17 protein-coding genes, 1 tRNA gene and 1 pseudogene are annotated in these 19,434 nt (G+C 62.2%); 10 read left to right on the top strand and 9 right to left on the bottom strand.

Going from position 1 to position 19,434, the window contains the following annotated elements; genetic code table 11:
* Positions 1 to 548 precede the first annotated feature (548 nt).
* The 3 genes and pseudogenes from QA640_RS34965 to QA640_RS34955 all read right to left on the bottom strand — a co-directional run bounded on the left by QA640_RS34965 (position 549) and on the right by QA640_RS34955 (position 4,718).
* Positions 549 to 3,002 carry a DEAD/DEAH box helicase gene (locus QA640_RS34965; RefSeq protein WP_283037343.1) on the bottom strand — a complete coding sequence of 818 codons (2,454 nt, stop codon included), beginning with the start codon at positions 3,000 to 3,002 and terminating at the stop codon, positions 549 to 551.
* Positions 2,999 to 3,830: pseudogene (locus QA640_RS34960) on the bottom strand (DUF1837 domain-containing protein). Before QA640_RS34960 ends, QA640_RS34965 begins: the two are co-directional and overlap by 4 nt.
* A gap of 567 nt (positions 3,831 to 4,397) precedes the next feature.
* On the bottom strand, positions 4,398 to 4,718 hold the full coding sequence (locus tag QA640_RS34955) for a helix-turn-helix transcriptional regulator (RefSeq protein ID WP_283037342.1): 321 nt from the start codon (positions 4,716 to 4,718) through the stop codon (positions 4,398 to 4,400).
* Here QA640_RS34955 and QA640_RS34950 point away from each other — a divergent pair.
* Positions 4,717 to 5,067 carry a hypothetical protein gene (locus QA640_RS34950; protein WP_283037341.1) on the top strand — a complete coding sequence of 117 codons (351 nt, stop codon included), beginning with the start codon at positions 4,717 to 4,719 and terminating at the stop codon, positions 5,065 to 5,067. The two genes, QA640_RS34955 and QA640_RS34950, sit on opposite strands and share 2 nt — an antisense overlap.
* 65 nt (positions 5,068 to 5,132) lie before the next feature.
* Here QA640_RS34950 and QA640_RS34945 read toward each other — a convergent pair.
* Positions 5,133 to 5,208: transfer RNA gene (locus tag QA640_RS34945), tRNA-Ile, on the bottom strand.
* Positions 5,209 to 5,532: 324 nt separating this feature from the next.
* Positions 5,533 to 6,510: a tripartite tricarboxylate transporter substrate binding protein gene (locus tag QA640_RS34940; protein ID WP_283037340.1), complete on the bottom strand. Its 978-nt coding sequence runs from the start codon at positions 6,508 to 6,510 to the stop codon at positions 5,533 to 5,535.
* 116 nt (positions 6,511 to 6,626) lie between these two features.
* Between QA640_RS34940 and QA640_RS34935 the strand changes: the two genes are divergently transcribed.
* Positions 6,627 to 7,601, top strand: coding sequence for a TAXI family TRAP transporter solute-binding subunit (locus tag QA640_RS34935; protein ID WP_283037339.1), 975 nt, complete (start codon positions 6,627 to 6,629; stop codon positions 7,599 to 7,601).
* 40 nt (positions 7,602 to 7,641) lie between these two features.
* Here the strand turns inward: QA640_RS34935 and QA640_RS34930 are convergent, their stop codons facing one another.
* Positions 7,642 to 8,838 (bottom strand): ABC transporter substrate-binding protein, encoded by a 1,197-nt coding sequence (locus tag QA640_RS34930; RefSeq protein ID WP_283042977.1) that lies wholly within the window; start codon positions 8,836 to 8,838, stop codon positions 7,642 to 7,644.
* 134 nt (positions 8,839 to 8,972) lie between these two features.
* Positions 8,973 to 9,866 carry a helix-turn-helix transcriptional regulator gene (locus tag QA640_RS34925; protein WP_283037338.1) on the bottom strand — a complete coding sequence of 298 codons (894 nt, stop codon included), beginning with the start codon at positions 9,864 to 9,866 and terminating at the stop codon, positions 8,973 to 8,975.
* An 85-nt stretch (positions 9,867 to 9,951) separates the two neighbouring features.
* Here QA640_RS34925 and QA640_RS34920 point away from each other — a divergent pair, with 85 nt between their 5' ends.
* The 5 genes from QA640_RS34920 to QA640_RS34900 are packed head-to-tail and all read left to right on the top strand — an operon-like array spanning position 9,952 to position 15,327.
* Entirely contained in the window at positions 9,952 to 10,644 is a 693-nt protein-coding gene (locus QA640_RS34920; RefSeq protein WP_283037337.1) for an ABC transporter permease, read from the top strand.
* A gap of 2 nt (positions 10,645 to 10,646) precedes the next feature.
* Positions 10,647 to 11,369, top strand: a complete 723-nt coding sequence (locus QA640_RS34915; protein ID WP_283042976.1) for an ATP-binding cassette domain-containing protein — start codon at positions 10,647 to 10,649, stop codon at positions 11,367 to 11,369.
* Positions 11,370 to 11,416: 47 nt separating this feature from the next.
* A complete protein-coding gene (locus QA640_RS34910) occupies positions 11,417 to 12,217 on the top strand; it encodes an extracellular solute-binding protein (protein ID WP_283042975.1) in 801 nt (266 codons plus the stop codon).
* A 40-nt stretch (positions 12,218 to 12,257) separates the two neighbouring features.
* Complete coding sequence (locus QA640_RS34905) at positions 12,258 to 13,364, top strand: molybdopterin-binding protein (protein ID WP_283037336.1); 1,107 nt, start codon at positions 12,258 to 12,260, stop codon at positions 13,362 to 13,364.
* Positions 13,365 to 13,377: 13 nt separating this feature from the next.
* A complete protein-coding gene (locus QA640_RS34900) occupies positions 13,378 to 15,327 on the top strand; it encodes a molybdopterin biosynthesis protein (RefSeq protein WP_283037335.1) in 1,950 nt (649 codons plus the stop codon).
* A 170-nt stretch (positions 15,328 to 15,497) separates the two neighbouring features.
* Here QA640_RS34900 and mobA read toward each other — a convergent pair whose 3' ends face one another.
* Together mobA and fdhD are read right to left on the bottom strand one after the other, a co-directional pair.
* Complete coding sequence (gene mobA, locus QA640_RS34895; RefSeq protein WP_283037334.1) at positions 15,498 to 16,181, bottom strand: molybdenum cofactor guanylyltransferase MobA; 684 nt, start codon at positions 16,179 to 16,181, stop codon at positions 15,498 to 15,500.
* The gene (gene fdhD, locus QA640_RS34890; protein WP_283037333.1) at positions 16,126 to 17,016 is read right to left on the bottom strand and encodes a formate dehydrogenase accessory sulfurtransferase FdhD; all 891 of its coding nucleotides are present in this window, start codon (positions 17,014 to 17,016) and stop codon (positions 16,126 to 16,128) included. Before fdhD ends, mobA begins: the two co-directional genes overlap by 56 nt.
* Before the next feature lie 132 nt (positions 17,017 to 17,148).
* On the opposite strand from fdhD, the gene mobB reads away from it, so the two are divergent.
* Genes mobB through QA640_RS34875 form a run of 3 tightly spaced genes read left to right on the top strand, consistent with a single transcriptional unit; the run spans position 17,149 to position 19,252 of the window.
* Positions 17,149 to 17,676 carry a molybdopterin-guanine dinucleotide biosynthesis protein B gene (gene mobB, locus QA640_RS34885; protein WP_283037332.1) on the top strand — a complete coding sequence of 176 codons (528 nt, stop codon included), beginning with the start codon at positions 17,149 to 17,151 and terminating at the stop codon, positions 17,674 to 17,676.
* A 9-nt stretch (positions 17,677 to 17,685) separates the two neighbouring features.
* Positions 17,686 to 18,942 (top strand): gephyrin-like molybdotransferase Glp, encoded by a 1,257-nt coding sequence (gene glp / locus QA640_RS34880; RefSeq protein WP_283037331.1) that lies wholly within the window; start codon positions 17,686 to 17,688, stop codon positions 18,940 to 18,942.
* 46 nt (positions 18,943 to 18,988) lie between these two features.
* Positions 18,989 to 19,252 (top strand): sulfurtransferase TusA family protein, encoded by a 264-nt coding sequence (locus tag QA640_RS34875; RefSeq protein ID WP_283037330.1) that lies wholly within the window; start codon positions 18,989 to 18,991, stop codon positions 19,250 to 19,252.
* The last annotated feature ends 182 nt before the right edge of the window (positions 19,253 to 19,434 follow it).

Genomic DNA, 19,434 nt, shown 5'->3' with positions numbered 1-19,434 from the left:
AGTTATCGGCCACAGCGCCGACGCGAAATGGGACTTTATCGGCTTCAACAGCGACGTCGGTCACTACTTCGTCGAGGTTGTCGACATCGGCCCCGAGCTCACCGGCGGCGCTGTCCTAAGTGGGACCAGGTTCTGCTCAACACGTATGGCCATCACCATCCCGACTATTTGTCCGACGCCGTCGAGAAAATGCCAAGCACGATCCAGCTGGCGAACGAAAAGCGCACGTATCTGGTGCGGTGATTCCGATCAGACGGAACGAAGCCTGATAAGTTGCTGATTCCATTGGTGGGCCCGGCAGGACTCGAACCTGCAACCAGACCGTTACGAGCGGCTAAAACCCGCATGTTAAAAAATATCAATAAAATCAAAGACTTAAAAAGCAAATTCTTTTGCGCGAATGCAAGATTGGGAACGCCCGTTTGCATTCATTCACACTTGTCTGCGTTCATTCTGCAAACCCAAGACGATCTCGATTTCTCGCCGGACATGAGTTGAAAATCCAAAAAAATCCAGATCCTGTCCTGCCAGCCAATTTCGCGCGTCGACTACGCCAGAGATTTGTTGGGGCATAGGCTGTTCAGCCGCTTCGCTGTCATCCGAGACAGGCCGAGCGTCACAAAGCTAATCATCGTTTTATCTGAGGCGCCAACCTCTAAGTAGAGCGCAAGTGAAGGAATACTTGCGGCCAAGTCATTGAGCCCTCTCGCTGAGAGCACGTGTGCGAGAATTGCACTATAGCAGCCGAAGGCCCTCACGTAGTTGAAGCGAAGCTCCTTCTCGACCAGCTCAAGTGTTGCCCGTATGTGTGTGCTTATCGATGCCTTCTGAAATCGAGCACGATCATCAATTAGTTCTGGGATAGGGATTCCCTGCATCCATTTTAAGAGCATAACTGCGAAAAACCGGTTCTGTTTTTCACTGTTTGCCTTTGGGAGAATGGTGCGGTGGAGAAGATCGAGGACCTTTACGTAAGAATCAAACGCCGCTCCCTCTCGCGGGTGTGCCGGCAAGAAACTGCGAGCGACACTCCTGGATCCTGAGGCTATCGTGGATGTCAAGTGGTCGTGCAAATCTTGCTGTCTATGTGCTGAAATCGTGGGAGACAATCTCAGCAGCTTCGCAGGTAAAGAAATCCGCTTGTCGGCTTGGGACAAAGCAGTTTCCAGTTGTTGCCGTGATGTAAGGCTGGGTGAAGTATAGGAGCGATCGAGCGTCGTCGCTATTCGTCCACTCTTGTAATCACTCAGGAGTCGAACGAAGGCAGTTTCCAATTCCGCCTTTGCACTTATGGTGGCCGTGGATGTGTCGTCAATGACAGCGGTCAGATCGGAGCCTCGCAGGTCTACTGCCTGCTGCATCGCCGGTATGATTGGCGACAGACGTGGACCCGACAGCGGTTTCTCTTTCCAGTCTTGATAGTTGAGCAGATATATATTTCCTTGGAACTCCTTCCGCAGACGACCAGCTCGACCAGCCAAATTCCAGAAGTCGATTGACTGAAGTGGTGTGCTCTTCTTCCGTTGGGGCGAGTGCATAAAAATGTTCTGCGCAGGCATGTTTACACCAGCCAAGAGTGTGCTCGTGCAAACTAGATACTGGAGCTGTCCAGCAGAAAATGTCTGCTCGATCGCGTTTCTCAGCACAGTGGGGATGTTACCGTAGTGAAATCCGACGCCATTTAGTACCGTCGCCGCCAAGCCGTATTTCGAGTGCACCGCCTCCTTTGCTAGGTTCGACAGCTCTTGTAGAGCCTGAGAAGCAGGCTGATGATCATCCTTGCCTGCGCGTAATGCACTAATCTGAAGAGCGATCTTCTCAGCATCTGCTTGACCATCCGCATACACGATAGACTGTTTCTCAGATCCAAATCGGTGAGAGAGATGAACCAGGCAGTCGATCTTAGAAGCTAAAGTCTGTCCTAATCGAGCTTTACCGATCTCGTTGCGGTTTTCGCCATCTCTAGCAAAGAGTGCAACATCGCCGTGCTTGACCCCGGTAACTTCAACTTCAATGAAGTTCTGAGACACCGTGGCTTCGCTAGTAAACTGGGGGCGAATGTCCGACCTCCCAGTCATGTGGCCAAATACCTCTAGGTTCGAGATTGTCGGACTCGCAAACAGCAGTTGCGTGTCGGCTTTGCGAGCGATGAGTTCATCAATCACGCCCTGAAGAAGGATTCCTCTATCGCCTTCTTGGACGGAATGTGCCTCGTCGATTACGAGGAAGTCGACTTCGCGATGTGGATCGTTGTTAAGCAGGATCTGAAGCCGCTCCTGGGTAAAGACAAAAACGACCTTAGATGGTAGCTGTTCGTCAGGCTCGGGAGGAACAGTTATGACCTCAACATCTTGGACTGAGGCATCGGCTAACGCTAACTTCAGATCGGCCTGGACTTGTGAAATCAGAGCTCGAGTAGGAACGACATAGCATGCACAAAACTGGGGGCGCGAAGCGTAGGCGTTTGATATGAAAGCCTGCAGTATGAATGATTTACCAGTCGATGTTGGCGCTGATATTGCGATCGACGTTCCGCTACTGAGACTGTCCCAGAGTGATTTCTGAAAGTCAGTAAGTGAGAATCGGTTCCGCGCGATTGATATCTCATTGGCGCCGCGCCTCACCATTTCTTCCTGGGCGATCGCCCAAGGCGTCGAAGCCAAAGCTTCTCCTATGGGCGAGCTGGTCAATATGCTTGGAAAGTTGCCAAGTCTGACGAGAACAGCTCGAACAGCGCCATCTAGGCCGTCGATGGTGCCGGAAAATAGTTCATGTACATACGTTGCGAGCCGATACGCTGCCAAACGTTGCGCGGGTTGAGATGAGCAGGCAAGTATCGCGGCTGCTTCTACGTACCGACTGGCTTTGTGCCTATCAACCGCGACAACAGGCGTAGTAGGTTCGACACCAGCAGACCTTGCGATCCAAAGTCGCTCCAAAATCTTCATGGCTTCCGGAAGTCGTGGGTTCGACCAAACCTTATCAATAAGCACATCGATCATTTGGCCCATCCGATCCGCGCTTGCCAGTCATCTCGCAGCTGGGTCACCGACTCCACAGGGAGGAAGAAGACCTCTAATCGGTGATGACTGATATTGTTTCTGGCGAGCATTGACTGAAGAGACTTGGTGGCTTTCTCAAGCTCTGCCTCAAGCTGTTTTGCAAAGAAGGTTTCGATGTTACTAGGATCTACCGTTGCAAGTTTCGAGAACGCCGCGAAGTCGAACCCTATCAGGCACGTAGATGCGTAAAGCTTATGATCGTAGGTGTCGCTCAATGGGTCGAGGTACTCGACAATCTTAGCTTGCGCGCTAGTCGGCAAGCCGGTTGTGCTAATAAAGCGGCGTACTAGCCTGATATCTTCTTTGAGTTTTGAGTGTTCCAATGCGCTGGAAATCGAGTCGACGGCATCACCCAGGGCGCTTCCGATTGTTTTGTGAATCTTAGCCTCACCCCAGAAGAATATTAGCTTGTTCGATTGTGCGTAGGTAGAGCAACAGCTCTCCGCATTCGCCATTTCGATTGGTCGATTTTTGCGCTTTGATGAAAAGCTCGGCGGCGGAGTCGCGCAAACCGATGTATGCGAGTAGCTTCTCCTGTTCGCTCGCGGTTCGAACCTTGTCATGCACCGCATCGATTTCAGATCGACTCAGAGCAAAGTTGCAAATGTAGAGTGAAATGTGTTCCAGCAGTTCTCCCAATCGGGGCTTCGAGCCCTGGAATGGGAGGTAATGACCGCGGATCGTTATGTAATTGTTGCTGCAACTTTTGGGGGTCAGCGAACGTATTAGTTTCGCCAACGAAGAGAAGTCGCCTTGCAATGAGGCCACTATATCCGCAGCGCTGATAGGATTTGGCTTCGACACAATCGACTCACACGCTCGGGGCCGACTGCCGCATTCGGCTGTCTAACTGCCGGATGTTGATGATGTTACACAAACCTTATACGAGAAATCGATGCGTGACCCGTCACGCCTGACTACCCCAAAGCACTTGGTATTGAAGTCAGCCCGCATGACCTCAAAATGATGAATGCCATTGCCGACCTTGTCGCACCAGTCGGGGTGCCGTTTTAGAAGCTCTGTTAAAAATTGCGCGTCGGATTCTGACACCCAATCGTCAGGGCGGTACCGTGAGAGCATCTCTTTGAAAAAGAGCAGGGCCTTCTGCTGCGTTGCGAAGGCAAGCGGTCCAATCCGCAGTGGTTTTGCTTTCCCCATCCTTCTGCCAAATGCGACTCAACTTATGAATATTAGCTTCGCAACTGAAGCGTGCAAGGTCTTCCGCGCATGACTATGGTTTAAGAGTGTGCCGGGAAGGCTGAACGGCGTTGAGAGGCCGTATCGGTTTCTGCACCGCGATAACGTACAGGGGCATGTTACCGCCAGACACGTTCATTATCCGAGATCGCCCTCAAGGCTCTTCAAAATCCTGCTCGGAGTGGTGTCCAGAGCCTTCGCCAGCCGCAAAAGCATTACGATGGTTGGCGATTTTAGCCCTCGTTCGATCTGGCTGACATACGTCCGATGGATAGCAGCATGGTCCGCCAGCCCTTCTTGGGAGAGCCGGGCAGTTTGCCTGAGGCCAGCGATGATTTTTCCGAAGGCTGCGTTTGGGGGCTCTTCACACCTCCATAGTCTTGGCTCGAACACTAAAGCGCTACAGACTATAGTATTCACGCCTGCGTGGAATAGGCGGTGAGCGTTCAGGTGCTTCATGAGTAAGTATCCGCCCGACACACCGCTTCGGCTCGACGTCGCTTTACGGGAAGCCTTTCACGCGGGAGGCATGACGATATCGGGATTGAGAAAGGAAATCGCGAGAGGCCGCCTTGAGGTCGAACTTATAGCCGGCAAGCATTTCACGACGTTGGTCGTGATCGCCCGCATGAGGGAGCTGTGTCGTGTACCAAAGAAAAACGAAGCACTGAGCCACTCTGACACGACGCAGGCGGCGGCAGAGGCGAGCCAGCGGCGTTTCCTCGCTCGCCTCGAAAAGGATCGAGCGAAACTCAACTCAGGACACAAACGACGCGCAATACGGACAAAAACAGATTCGAAAAAATAGAAGATACAGCGGGACCCGAACCGGGACCCGGGATTATGGAACATCCTGTAAGTCATTGATTCCATTGGTGGGCCCGGCAGGACTCGAACCTGCAACCAGACCGTTATGAGCGGCCGGCTCTAACCATTGAGCTACAGGCCCCGCCGCGAGGCGGCCGCGAGAATGCGGCCGGCAACGGTGCGCCGTCCGTTTACAGGGCCTGAGCCGAGGGTGCAATGCCGACCCTGCTCACGGAAATGCAGGCGCTGCCCCTAGGCAGGCCTGGGATGCCGTTTACGAATTGCCGAAATTGGTGATGTTGCACTTATGCGCCTGTTTTGCCCGACGTGTCAACTGTCTCGACGTCGCGCGCATCCGTTCGGGCACCGCCATTTGCTCCTTTGCATGGGGTTGTTTTCGATATTTTGGTCGGAGCGGGACCCGCTCCGCCCGTTCACGGGTCCGGCCAGGGGGCGATATCGTCGATCAGTCCACCGAAACGCCGGCGAACTCGACCACCTTGCGCCATTTCTCGGTCTCGCCCTCGACCAGCTTGCCGAATTCGGCCGGCGTCATCGGCCTGGGGATGCCGCCGGTCTCGGCGAGCCGCGCCACCAGCTTCGGGTCCTTCAGCGCCTCGCCGACGGCCTTGTTGAGGAGATCGACGATCTCGCCCGGCGTGCCCTTGGGCGCGGAGATGCCGTAGAAGCCGACCGATTCGAATCCCGGCACCGTCTCGGCGATGGCCGGCACATCGGGCACGCTCGGCCAGCGTTTTGGCGAGGTGACGCCGAGCGCGCGGACATTGCCGCCGCGCGCCTGTTCCAGCGCCGAGGGCAGGTTGTCGAAGATCAGCTGCACCTTGTTGGAGATGATGTCGGGGAAGGCGATCGCCGAGCCGCGATACGGCACATGCACCATGTCGCATTTGGTCATCGCCTTGAACAGCTCCGCCGACATGTGCACGGAGGTGCCGTTGCCGGAGGACGCGTAGGAGATCTGGCCGGGATTGGCCTTGCAGTAGTCGATGAACTCCTGGACGGTCTTCACCGGCATGGCATTCGAGACGACCAGCATGTTGGTGAGCTGCATGATGCTGGCGACCGGCGTCGTGTCGCGCAGGAAGTCGAACGGCAGCTTCTTGTACAGCGAGGTCGAGATCGCGTTGTTGGGCGCGACGAACAGCAGCGTATAGCCGTCGGGCGGCGCATTGATCGCCGCGGCGGCCGCGATGTTGCCGCCGCTTCCGGTGCGGTTCTCGACGATGAATTGCTGACCGAAACGATCCGACAGCCATTGCGCCATGATCCGCGCCACGATGTCGACCGGGCCGCCCGCGGCAAAGCCGATCAGCCAGTGCACCGGGCGGTTCGGGTAGTCGGCGGCGGAGGCGGGGGATGAAAGGCCGGCGAGGCTGGAAAGAAGGGCAAGACCGAAGAGACCGTGACGCAAAACTCCCAACATGACGCCTCCCATTGCTTTATTCTCGTTGCCGCCATGCTTCCATAAAATCCGGCCGCTGCCTACATCGTCACGAGTTCAGTTCGACGCGGGCAGGGCCTGCGCGCCGAGGAGCCCTCATGAAACTCTGTTCGCTGATCATGCTGGGCGCAGTGCTGTTTGCAGGCGCAGCCTCAGCCCAAACCCGAGAGGACAGAGACAAGGCCATTTCGACAACGACGATCAGCCTCGGTACCGCCACGCCCGGCGGCGGCTTTCCGCTTTATGGCAACGCCTTCGCCGACGCGATGAACGCCGCCGATCCGCAGCTCATCATTGCCCCGCGCAACACCAAGGGCAGCAACGAGAACATTCCGCTGCTGGAGAAGGGCGAACTCGATCTCGCCCTCGTCGCCGGCGAGCCGGCCTATGAGGCCTTCGCCGGCATCGGCCGCGCGCCGGTGCGGCTGAAAATCCTCACGGCGATCTATTCCAACCCCGGCATGTTCGTGGTGCGGGCGGATAGCCCCTTCAAAACCATTCGCGATCTCGTCGGCCAGCCGGTGGCGTTCGGCGCGAAGGGCTCGGGGCTGCCGATCCTTTCGCGTTACGTGCTGGACGGTCTCGGCCTCAAGCAGGAGGAGGACTTCAAGGCGATCTATCTCGACCGCGCCGGCGAAGGCCCTGCGATGGTGGAGGACGGCCGCGTCGCCGCACTCTGGGGCGCCGGCATCGGCTGGCCCGGCTTTGCCGCAGTCGCGTCGAGCCCATCCGGTGCGCGCTTCATCGCACCGAGCGCCGAGGAGATCGCGCGCATCCGCGCCAAACATTCCTTCCTGAAGCCGCTCACGGTGCCGGCCGGGTCCTACCCGAAGCAGACCGAACCGATCGCCTCGCTCGGCTCCTGGAGCTTTGTGCTCACGCGCGAGGATTTGCCGGACGATATCGCGTACCGATTGGCCAAGACGCTGCACGGCGCCGAGGCTGTGTTCTGCAAGAAACTCGCGCAGGCCTGCGAGACCACGGCCGCGAACACCGTCGCGGCCGTGCCGAAGCCGGAATTGATTCATCCCGGCGTGATGAAATATTTCCGCGAGATCGGCGTGGCAAGATAGCGAAGGGAAGGCTTTATTCGCTATTCGCCGCTTGCCGATCTCACTTCTTCACCAGCGGACACGCGGGATCTGGCGGGCCGAACGCCTGGTCGCCTGGAATGGTCGCGAGGATCTTGTAATAGTCCCAGGGATATTTGCTTTCCTCCGGCGACTTGACCTGGACCAGCCAGAGATCGTGCACCATCAGATTGTCCTCGCGCAGCTTGCCGTTGCGGGCAAAGAAATCCTCGATCGGCTTCTCCCGCATTTTTGCCGCGACCTTGAGCGGATCGTCGGTGCCGGTCTCCTTGATGGCATCGAGATAGTGCATCACCGACGAATAGACGCCGGCCTGCCACATCGTCGGCATCCGGTTCATCTTGGCGAAATAGCGCTTGGCCCATTCGCGGGTCTTGTCGTCCATGTCCCAATAGAACGAGGTCGTCAGCAGCAGGCCCTGCGCCGCTTGCAGGCCGAGGCCGTGGATGTCGGTGATCAGCGCGAGCAGCGCCGCCATCTGCTGGCCGCCCTTGAACACGCCGAACTCGGCGCCGGTCTTGATCTCGTTCATGTTGTTCGGGGGACCGGCGGCAATGCCGATGATCTTTGCCTTCGAGGCCTGCGCCTGGAGCACGAAGGAGGAGAGATCCGGCGTCGCCAGCGGCGGCCGCACCGAGCCCAGTACCTTGCCGCCACTGGCCGTCACGACCGCGGAGGCGTCGCGCTCCAGCGAATGTCCGAAGGCATAGTCGTCGGTGATGAAGAACCAGCTGTCGCCGCCGCGCTTGACCACCGCCTGCGCAGTGCCGACCGCGAGCGCGCGGGTGTCGAACACCCATTGGATGGCGTAGGGCGAGCAGAATTTGCCGTGGAAATCGGCCGTCCCGGTCGAGTGGGTGATGAACAGCTTCTTCTTCTCGTTGGCCATGTTCTGCACCGCCAATCCGACCGCCGACACCGGCACGTCGACGATGAGATCGATCTGATCGACGTCGTACCAGCGCCGCGCGATCGCGCCACCGATATCCGGCTTGAGCTGGTGGTCGCCGACCACGACGCTGATCGGCTTGCCGAGCACTTTGCCGCCGAAATCATCGATCGCCATCTGCGCCGCCGTCACCGAGCCCTGGCCGGTCGGCGTCGAGGCCGGGCCGTTCATATCGGTGAGCACGCCGATCTTGACGACGTCGTCGGACACCTGCGCCGAGGCGGTGCCCGACAGCAGCGTCACGGCCGCGATCGCGGCGACAGCGGACAATCCTGTTCTGCCTGGTGACACGCTATTCCTCCCCTCATGCGGCTCGTTGGCCCCTGTTCCCTTGATCGCGGCCGGGTATGGCCCGGCTGAATTGGTTTCTTTTGCAACTATTTGGGGCCGGGCGTCAACGTTGGTCAGGCGGCGAACCGTATCTGACCCGCCGGCGAGGGATCATAGCCGGTCAGCTCCTCGGCACGCTGGCGCAGCTTCTTCTCGCCGAGGAACCGGATCAGCGCCTGCATCGGCGGGCGGAAATAGCTGCGCTGCCGCATGGCGAGATCGAAATTCTCCCAGAGCAGCGGCACGAAATCGAGCTGGGCCGACTTGGCCGCCCCGCGCGTTGCGACGCCGCAATCGGCGTGGCCGGCGCGGATCGTGGCGGCGAGGTCGGGCCCGGTGAGGCTCGGCGCATCCAGCCGGCGCAGATCCCGAAAGGAGGCACCGGCGCGCTTGAGCAGCACATCGAGCAGCATCTGCGCGCCTGCGCCCTCTTGTCGCAGTACCATCCTGGCCCCGAGTGCGAGCACGTCTGACAGGCTGCGCAGACGCTTCGGGTTGCCCGGCGCCACCAAGAGGCCCTGCTCGCGGCGCACCAGGCCGACCAGCACGGCATCGTGCAGGTCCGGCGCGGTGCGCAAAGCGGCAGCATTGGCGTCATTGGCGAAATTGTCCGAACTATCGAGGCCGTGACAATGCAGCGCCGCCGCCATCACCTCGTCGCGCTGCAAGCGCTCCAGCCCTCGGGCCGTGCCCTCGTTGAGCGAAGCGAGGCCGGAGCCGGACTCCCGGAGGCTCCATTCCAGCAGGCTGTCCTGACTGCCGCCGACGATCGGCGGCGGCTCGGTCGCCTGCATGCCGGCCGGGCGCGCCAAGCCCGACAGCACCCACAAATCGAGTTCATGGCGCGGGAACAACCACTTCCCCGTCACCTTGCTACAGGGGATGGCTCCGGTGGTGACGAGCTCATAAAGCTTGCGCTCCCCCAACCGGAGGTAGTCTGCCGCCTCACTTGTAGTCAGGAATTCCATTCTGCATTCCTATGCATATCTTTGTATGTTTTTTGGCGTTTGACGTGGGCCGGAATTTTTGCAGTTGAATGTGCCTATGGGAACCATGCCCGATCATCTCAGTGCTTTGCAACTCATCCTGAGCGGCGATCCAGCGTTGCTGGCGATCGTACGGCTCTCATTGGGTGTGAGCCTTGCGGCGGTCGCTTTGGCGTCGGCGATCGGTATGCCGCTCGGCGCATTGCTGGCGCTGACGCATGTCCCTGGCCGCACCGTCCTGGTGGTGCTGCTCAACGCCATGATGGGCCTGCCGCCGGTCGTGGTCGGGCTTGCGCTCTACCTGCTGCTGTCGCGCTCTGGGCCGCTCGGCGAACTCGGAATCCTCTTCACGCCGACGGCGATGGTGATCGCCCAGACCGTGCTGATCGTGCCGATCATCGCTGCGCTGACCCGGCAGACCGTGGAGGACCTCTGGGTCGAGTATCGCGATGAGCTTCGCGCCATGAATGTGAGCGCGGTCGGCCGCATGACGACATTGTTGTGGGATGCGCGCTTCAGCCTGCTGACGGCGCTGCTGGCCGGCTTCGGCCGCGCTGCTGCGGAAGTCGGCGCGGTCATGATCGTCGGCGGCAATATCGACGGCTTTACCCGCACCATGACTACCGCTGTGGCGCTCGAGACATCCAAAGGCAATCTGCCGCTGGCAATGGGCCTCGGCGCGATCCTGATCGTCATCGTGCTCGCCATCAACGCGGCCGCATGGGGCACACGCGTCTGGTCGCAACGGGTGACGGGGTGACCATGCGGGCGCCGATCAGCGATCTTCCCGTGATGCTCGAGGACGTCTCGCTACAGAGGGGCGCGGCTGCGATCCTCGATCGCATCAGCCTCACGATCACGTCGGGTGCGCCGACATTGCTGATCGGCCCCAACGGCTCCGGCAAGACCAGCCTGCTGCGGCTGTGCATGGGACTTGTGGCGCCGACGGGCGGCCGCATCAGTTGGGGTGGCCGCAACGATCCGGCGCCGACGCGGCGCGCCTTCGTGTTCCAGCGTCCGGTGATGTTGCGACGCACGGCTGCAGCCAACGTCACCTACGCACTGGCGCAGGCCGGCGCGCCCCATGCGCACCGGACCGAGCGCGCGGCAGAGCTGCTGGAGCGGGTTGGCCTTGCCGATCTCGCCCACCGTCCGGCGCGGCTCCTGTCCGGCGGCGAGCAGCAGCGGCTGGCGCTGGCCCGCGCGCTTGCGCGCGATCCCGAGCTCCTCCTGCTGGACGAGCCGACGGCCAATCTCGATCCTGCCGCGACGCGTGCGGTGGAGGAGATCGTCACGAGCGCGGCGCAATCCGGCATCAAGATCGTGATGGCTTCGCACGATCTGGGCCAGGTGCGGCGGCTTGCGGGCGAGGTGGTTTTCCTTGCGCGCGGGACGCTGTGCGAGCGCGCGCGGGCGAGCGAATTCCTGGACCATCCGTCGACGCCGGAAGCGCAGGCTTTCCTGCGCGGCGATCTCGTGATTTGAAGTGGAGTTTTCTGATGGCCTCTCGCCGCCCGTTCCTCGCGATCGCGATGCTGCTGGGCATCGCCTTGATCAATTCGACTTCGTCTGCCGAGGATCGCTCGATCGTCGTGGCCTCGACGACGTCGACGCAGGACTCCGGCCTGTTCGGCTATCTCCTGCCGATGTTCAAGGCCAAGACCGGCATCGACGTGAAGGTGATCGCGCAAGGCACTGGCCAGGCGCTCGACACCGCACGCCGCGGTGATGTCGATGTCGTGTTCGTGCACGCAAAACCGCAGGAGGAGAGGTTCGTCGCCGACGGATTTGGCGTGAAGCGTTTCGACGTGATGTACAACGACTTCGTGCTGATCGGGCCGAAGAGTGATCCCGCCGGCGTCAAGGGCAAGGACATCGCGACCGCGCTGAAGGCGATCGAGGCCAAGGGCGCGCCCTTCGTCTCGCGCGGCGACCGTTCCGGCACCCATGCCGCCGAGCTTGCACTCTGGATCATCGCCGGCATCGATGTAGCGAGCGTCAAGGGTGCCTGGTATCGCGAGATCGGGCAGGGCATGGGCGCGGCGCTCAACACCGCGAGTGCGATGAATGCCTATGTGCTCTCCGATCGCGGCACCTGGATCGCATTCAAGAACCGCGGCGATCTCGACATCGTCGTCGAGGGCGACAAGCGGCTTTTCAACCAATATGGCGTGATGCTGGTGAACCCGGAAAAATATCCCTCGGTGAAGAAAGAGCTGGGACAGGCTTTCATCGACTGGCTGATCTCGCCGGAGGGCCAGGCCGCAATCGCCGGCTACAAGATCGACGGGCAGCAGCTGTTCTTTCCGGATGCCGCCAGGAAGCCTGACTAGGCGAGTTGCCAAACGGAGCGCAGCGTGGTCCACGTGAAGGATGACCCAGCGCCTGCCGCCGTCGCTCACGCCGCTCGATCTCGCGCTCGCCGCGCTGCTGCGCGGCGTTGAGCCGGTCGCGCCTGCCGATCTGCCCCTCGCCGATGCGCTCGGCTGCGTTGCGGCCGGAATGCCGCCGCTCGGCGCCTCTCCGCCACACGATATCGCTGCCACGGACGGCTGGGCGTTGCGCGCCAGCGATCTCGTCGGCGCGTCCTCCTACGCGCCGCTGTCTTTGACGGCGCCTCCGGTTTGGGTCGAAGCCGGCGACGCGATACCTGAGCGATGCGATTGCGTGCTCGATGCCGACGCGGTCGACACTGCGGGTCCGATCACCGAAGTGCTCACCGAAGGTTTTCCCGGGCAGGGCGTCCGGCGCGCGGGCAGCGATATCGCCAATGGCACCTCGATCGTTCCCGAGGGCATGCCTGTCCGCGCGACCGGCCTTCTGCTGGCGCGAGCTGCGGAACTGAAGACACTGAGCGTCCGCCGTCCCCGGCTGCGCGTCATCAACATGGCCGGTGGTGTTGCGGCTGCGCAGCTCGTTGTGGATCAGGCTCGTGCTGCGGGCGCGGAAGTGACGATGGCAGATGCGCCTGGGCGCGATGCTGCGTCGATTGCGAAGGTGCTCGACACCACGGCCTGCGACCTGCTGCTGACGGTCGGCGGCACCGGCGTCGGTCGCAAAGATGCTGCCGTCGCCGCGCTGGCTGATTGCGGCGAGGTCCTGGCCCACGGCATTGCGATGCAGCCTGGACGAACGGCGGCGATCGGAAAAATCGGATCAGTTCCGGTCGTCGCGCTGCCGGGCGCGCCCGATCAGGCATTTGCGGTGTGGGTCGGGCTGCTCCGTCCGGTGCTGGATCATCTGTCGGTGCGGGCCTCACGCAAATCCGTCGCCTTGCCGCTCGCGCGCAAGATTGCGTCAATCGTCGGCATGGCGGAGATCGCGCTACTGGCCGAGGAACAAGGCGCGTGGCTGCCGCTCGCGGTCGGTGAGCTGTCCTTGCAGGCGATCGCCCGCGCCGATGCATGGCTGCTCGTTCCGGGCGACAGTGAAGGCTTTGCGGCGGGTGCGCCGGTCGATGCCTATCTGATGTGGGAATGATAGGGGTTCCGGCATGAACGAGATTCCGCAACCGAACGTCCGCAGTTCAGTGGATCAGGAGCAGTTCCTCAAGATCCTCTCCCGCGAGGAAGCGCTGGCGCGCTTTGAAGCGGCTTTGTTCCCCCGCGCGCTGCCGAGCGAGATGCGCGCGCTTGCGGCTACGCTCGGAAGTGCGCTCGCCGAAGACATCTTTGCGCCGATCGACGTGCCGCCCTTCGACCGCTCCAATGTCGACGGCTTTGCCGTCCGCTCGGCAGATCTTGCCCCGGCGAGCGAGGCCTCGCCCGTGCGTCTTGCCCTGAACGGCGAGATCATCGCCTGCGGTACGGCGCCGGTCCTTCAGGTCGCCTCCGGCACGGCGACGGCGATCGCCACCGGCGGTCCGCTGCCGCGCGGCGCTGATGCGGTGGTCATGGTCGAGCATACCCAGCCGGCTGGAACGGGCGCGATCGAGGTCCGCCGCGCGGCTTCGCCGGGCCAGTTCGTGTCGTATGCCGGTTCGGACATCGCGCGCGACGAAGCCCTGCTGCGCAGTGGCGCCATCGTCGGTTCGCGCGAGATCGGAATGCTCGCGGCCTGCGGCATCGCCGAGGTCAAGGTCGTGCGCAAGCCGCGCGTTGCGGTCATCTCGACCGGCGATGAACTGGTGCAGCCCGGCGAGATGCTCGCGGCCGCCGCGATCTACGACACCAATGGCGCGATCGTCACTGCCGCGATCGACGAGAACGGCGGCGCGGCGCATTTCGTCGGCGCGGTTCCGGATGACGAGGCCAAGCTCGAGGCCGCGATGCGCGAGGCGCTGGCGGCGGCCGACATGCTGGTGCTGTCGGGCGGCACGTCGAAAGGCGCGGGCGATGTGTCCCATCGCATCATCGGGCGCCTCGGCCAGCCCGGCATCATCGCCCACGGCGTCGCGCTCAAGCCCGGTAAACCGCTTTGCCTTGCGGTCTGCGATGGCAAGCCGGTGGTCATCCTGCCGGGCTTTCCGACCTCTGCGATGTTCACCTTCCACGACATGATCGTGCCGGTGTTGCGGCAGATGGCGGGTCTGCCGCCGCGCGCGGATGCCAAAGTGAGTGCGAAGGTGCCGGTGCGGATTGCCTCCGAGCTCGGCCGTACCGAGTTCGTGATGGTGTCGCTGGTCGATGGTAAGGACGGGCTGATCGCTTACCCCTCCGGAAAGGGCTCGGGTGCGATCACGTCGTTCGCGCAGGCCGACGGCTTCCTGCGCATCGATGCGCTTGCCGACCAGATGCCCGCCGGCACCGAGGCCGAGGTGACGCTGTTCACGCCGCATGTGCGCGTGCCCGATCTCGTCATCATCGGCAGCCATTGCACCGGGCTCGATATCGTCGCCGCGCCGCTCGCGCACGCGGGCCTTAACGTGCGCTCGATCGCGGTGGGCAGTCTCGGTGGCCTCGCGGCTGCTCGACGCGGCGAGTGTGATCTCGCGCCGATCCATCTGTTCGACGACAAGACCGAGACCTACAACACGCCGTACCTCGCCGAAGGCCTCGAGCTCGTGCCTGGATGGCGGCGGATGCAGGGCATCGTGTTCCGCCGCGGTGACAGGCGGTTCGAGAGCCTGAGCGCAAAGGACGCCGTCGCTGCGGCGCTCGCCGATCCTGCCTGCATCATGGTCAACCGCAACCAGGGCGCCGGCACGCGCATTCTGGTCGATCGTCTGCTCGGCGGCGCGCGGCCGGAAGGTTATTGGAATCAGCCGCGATCGCACAATGCCGTGGCCGCCGCGGTGGCGCAGCATCGTGCCGACTGGGGCTTGACCATCGCGCCGGTCGCTCAGGCGTTCGGCCTCGGTTTCATTCCGCTTGCAGAAGAGCATTATGATTTCGCGCTGGTGAGCGCGCGCAAGCAGCGCCCGGCGGTGCAGGCTTTTCTTGACGCGCTTGCCTCGGACGAAAGCCGCGCGGCGCTGGCGCGGGCCGGATTCCCGCCGGCGTAAAATCGAGGGAGAGTACCGGTGGCGTAAGGTCTGGGGCTATGACGCCTGGACCGGATTGCTCGCCGCCTGAGCGGCCTGCTCGCGCACGCGTTCGCGCTCTTCCGCTTCGGTAAGCGCACGCTGTACCGCGGGCGCGAGCGGTTTGGGATCGGGTTCCCCAAAACTCAGTTTTATTGCGCCAAGCGCTCATCCAGCGCCGCCAGCCGCCCGGCTTCCGCGATGTCCTCGATCGTGTTGGCATTGAAGAATGGATCGAGCGGCTGAACCGGCCATGTCACCGTTGCGAGCGGATAGCGCGCGGTCCAGCGGTCGATCTTGCGGACGTCCTCGACGACGAGCGCTTGGCGCAATTCCTCGCGCAAGGCGACGCGCCACAAGCCGATCACCGGATGCGACTGTTCGCCGGAAGCGGCGACGGCGAGTTGCGCATTCTCTGCGGCGCGCGCCGCGTGCAACCTTGCGACGAGGTCGCGCGGCAGAAACGGGCAGTCGCCGGCGGCGCTCAGCACCCATTCGATGCGGGGCCGGTGCGCCGCTGTCCAGTCGAGCGCGGCGAGAATGCCGGCGAGCGGTCCGGGATAGCCCGGCACGTCATCGGCGACGACGGTCAATCCAAATGCAGAAAAACGCGAAGGCTCGCCATTGGCGTTGAGGATCAGCCCGTCACATTGCGGCTTCAGGCGCGCGATCACGCGCTCCAGAATCGTGCGGCCGCCGATCGTGCGCATCGGCTTGTCGCCGCCGCCCATGCGCCGAGCCAGGCCGCCTGCAAGCAGCACGCCCACGGTCGGCGGAATCTCAGTCGTCACCACCTTCACCCTTGCGCTTGTGCTTGGCCGACTCCTCCTCGACATAAGCGAGGTTCTGGTCGTAGACGATGCGCTCTTCGCCCGAGAGCGCGATGAAGCGCTTGCCGCGGGTCCGCCCGATCAGCGTCAGCCCGACCTGGCGGGCGAGATCGACGCCCCACGCGGTGAAGCCCGAGCGCGATACCAGGATGGGGATGCCCATCCGCACCGTCTTGATCACCATCTCGGAAGTCAGCCGGCCCGTGGTGTAGAGGATCTTGTCGCCGGCCTCGACGCCGTGGCGGTACATCCAGCCCGCGATCTTGTCGACGGCGTTGTGGCGGCCGACATCCTCGGTGTAGCAGAGCGGCGTGCCCTCCTTGCACAGCACGCAGCCGTGGATCGCGCCGGCCTCGAGATAGAGCGAGGGCATGGTGTTGATTGTCAGCGTCATCTGGTACAGCCAGGAGGTGCGCAACTCGGCCTTCGGCAGCGCAACGCTTTCCACCGCTTCCAGCAGGTCGCCGAACGCAGTGCCCTGCGCACAGCCCGAGGTCTGCGTGCGCTTCTTCAGTTTCGCCTCGAAATTGGTGTGGTGTTCGGTGCGCACCACGACGACCTGGAGGTCGTCGTCATATTCGACCTCGGTGACGACGTCGCTGTATTTCAGCATGTTCTGGTTGAGGAGATAGCCCAGCGCAAGATACTCCGGATAGTCGCCGATCGTCATCATGGTGACGATCTCCTGGGCATTGAGATAGAGCGTCAGCGGCCGTTCCATCGGCACCTTGGTCTCGACCCTCGCGCCGGCTTGGTCGACGCCGACGACGCTCTGCGTCAGGCGCGAATCGTCCGGGTTCGGGACGATCAGGGGGACCGGGGCTTTGTCGATCTTCATCATGGACGCGAGGTTAGCATGACATTCGCCTCAGGCCGATATAAGCATGTGAGGGAATGAGGGAAACGCCTCCGCTCGCAATGACGGAGATGGTGGTTCCAGCCGTGTGATATGGCTGGCGGAGATCGAGTTGTGATGAAAATCATCGGCCTGGCGGGATGGAGCGGAGCGGGCAAGACCACGCTGTTGACGCGGCTGATTCCGCATTTCAATGCGCAAGGCCTGCGCGTCTCCGTAATCAAGCATGCCCATCACCAGTTCGACGTCGACGTGCCCGGCAAGGATTCCTGGCGCCATCGCGAGGCGGGTGCGGCCGAGGTGCTGGTGGCCTCTGAGAGGCGCTGGGCGCTGATGCATGAGTTGCGCGGTGCGGCGGAGCCGCGGTTGCCGGAACTGCTCGCAAAGCTGTCGGCGGTCGACCTCGTCGTGGTCGAAGGTTTCAAGCGCGAGCCGCATCGCAAGATCGAGGTTCACCGCGCCGCCAATTCCAAGCCGCTGCTATTTCCCGACGATCCCGGCATCGTCGGCATTGCGACCGACGGTGCAGTTGAAACCAGGCTGCCGACGGTCCATCTGGATGATATCCCGGCCGTGGCCGCGCTGGTCTTGGGCTCGGCAATGACGGCTGACGAAGCGATGGCGAAGAGCGCGCTCGCGCGCTGACGAGGCATCATGGCGCAACTGTCCGACGATTGCTTTGCCTTCGGTGGGCCGATGATGTCGGTTGATGACGCCGTCGCTCTGATTGCGGCCCGTGTCAGCGCGATTACCGACATCGAGACCGTGGCGCTGGTCGATGCCGACGGGCGCGTGCTCGCGTACGATGTCGCCGCGCCGCTGCCGCTGCCGCCGTTCACCAACTCCGCGGTCGACGGCTATGCGGTGCGCAATGTGGACCTGCCGCAAGCGAACGAAGAAGCGTTTCCACTCGACGGACGTATCGCAGCCGGTGCTGCAGCCGATCATCCGGTCAAGCCCGGCCATACTGCACGCATCTTCACGGGCGCGCCGATGCCGAAGGGGGCCGAGACCGTCTTCATGCAGGAAGATGTGCGTATTGACGCGAGCGGCAAGATCGTTTTGCCGCCTGGGCTGAAGCCTGGCGCCAACGTCCGGCCCGCTGGCGAGGATATTCCGCAAGGCCACGTCGCCTTGCCCGCCGGCCAGCGCTTGCGGCCACAACATGTCGCGCTCGCCGCCGCCTTCGGCCTGACCACGCTCGACGTCGTCAGGCGCATTCGCGTTGCGGTGTTCTCGACCGGCGACGAGCTGGTCTCGCCGGGCGAAGCGCGCGCGCCCTCGCAACTCTTCGACTCCAACCGCTTCATGCTGATGGCGATGCTGCGCCGGCTCGGCTGTGAGGTCAGCGACCTCGGCATTTTGCGCGACGAGCTAGCCTTGCTCGCGGACGGGCTAAAGCGGGTCGCAGGCCAACATGACCTGATCCTCACCACCGGAGGTGTGTCGACCGGCGAGGAGGATCACGTCAAGGCCGCAGTCGAGAGCATCGGCACTCTGGTGTTGTGGCGAATGGCGATCAAGCCGGGCCGGCCCGTCGCCATGGGCGTTATCGGCGGCACGCCGCTGATCGGCTTGCCCGGCAATCCCGTTGCGAGCTTCGTCACCTTCGTCCATGTGGTGCGGCCGACGGTGCTTGCGCTCGCAGGCGGCCTGCCGGAACCGATGCTTCCGATTCCCGTGCGCGCCGCCTTCACCTACAAGAAGAAGGAGGGCCGTCGCGAATATGTCCGCGTCTCCTTGCGCGAGGCCGAGGATGGCGCGCTCGAGGCCATCAAGTTTCCCCGCGAAGGCGCCGGCCTGTTGTCCTCGCTGGTCGAGACCGATGGGCTGGTCGAACTCGGCGAATCTGTCACGCGCGTCGAGCCGGGGCAGGGCGTCGGGTATCTGTCCTATGCCAACGTGATGTGATGGGCCTTGCGTTGACGCCATCGACCCGCCCCGCCATGTTGCGGTCATGACCAGAACGACGCTCGATCTCACCGGGCTGAAATGCCCGTTGCCGGCGCTGAAAACGCGCAAGGCGCTGAAGCCGTTGAAGACAGGCGACCAACTCGAGGTGCATTGCACTGATCCCCTGTCGGTGATCGACATTCCCAATCTGATTCGTGAGACGGGCGATAAGGTTGAGATCACCGAGCGCAGCGAGACGCGCATCGTGTTCCTGATAGAAAAGGTGAATGGCCCGATAGAAGGGGCGAATGACGCAGTGCACTCCTAGATTGCGGCTACCGACTTTCGCCTACCGTCAGCGCCGCGCCGTGAAAGCATGCCGCGCCGAGGTGAAGTCGAAGGGCCTCACGGGCGACGACCGCTGGTTCAGACTGCATGAGCAAGACCTGAAGGCCGGGGCAGCTTGAAGCGGGTGAGGGGGCGTGGAGGTTTTGGAAAGCTGCATGCCCC

Source organism: Bradyrhizobium sp. CB82 (genome assembly GCF_029714405.1).
In the GTDB taxonomy this organism is placed as follows: Bacteria; Pseudomonadota; Alphaproteobacteria; order Rhizobiales; family Xanthobacteraceae; genus Bradyrhizobium.
Note: the sequence above shows the minus strand (reverse complement) of the source record. Positions and strands in the feature narration are given on the sequence as shown.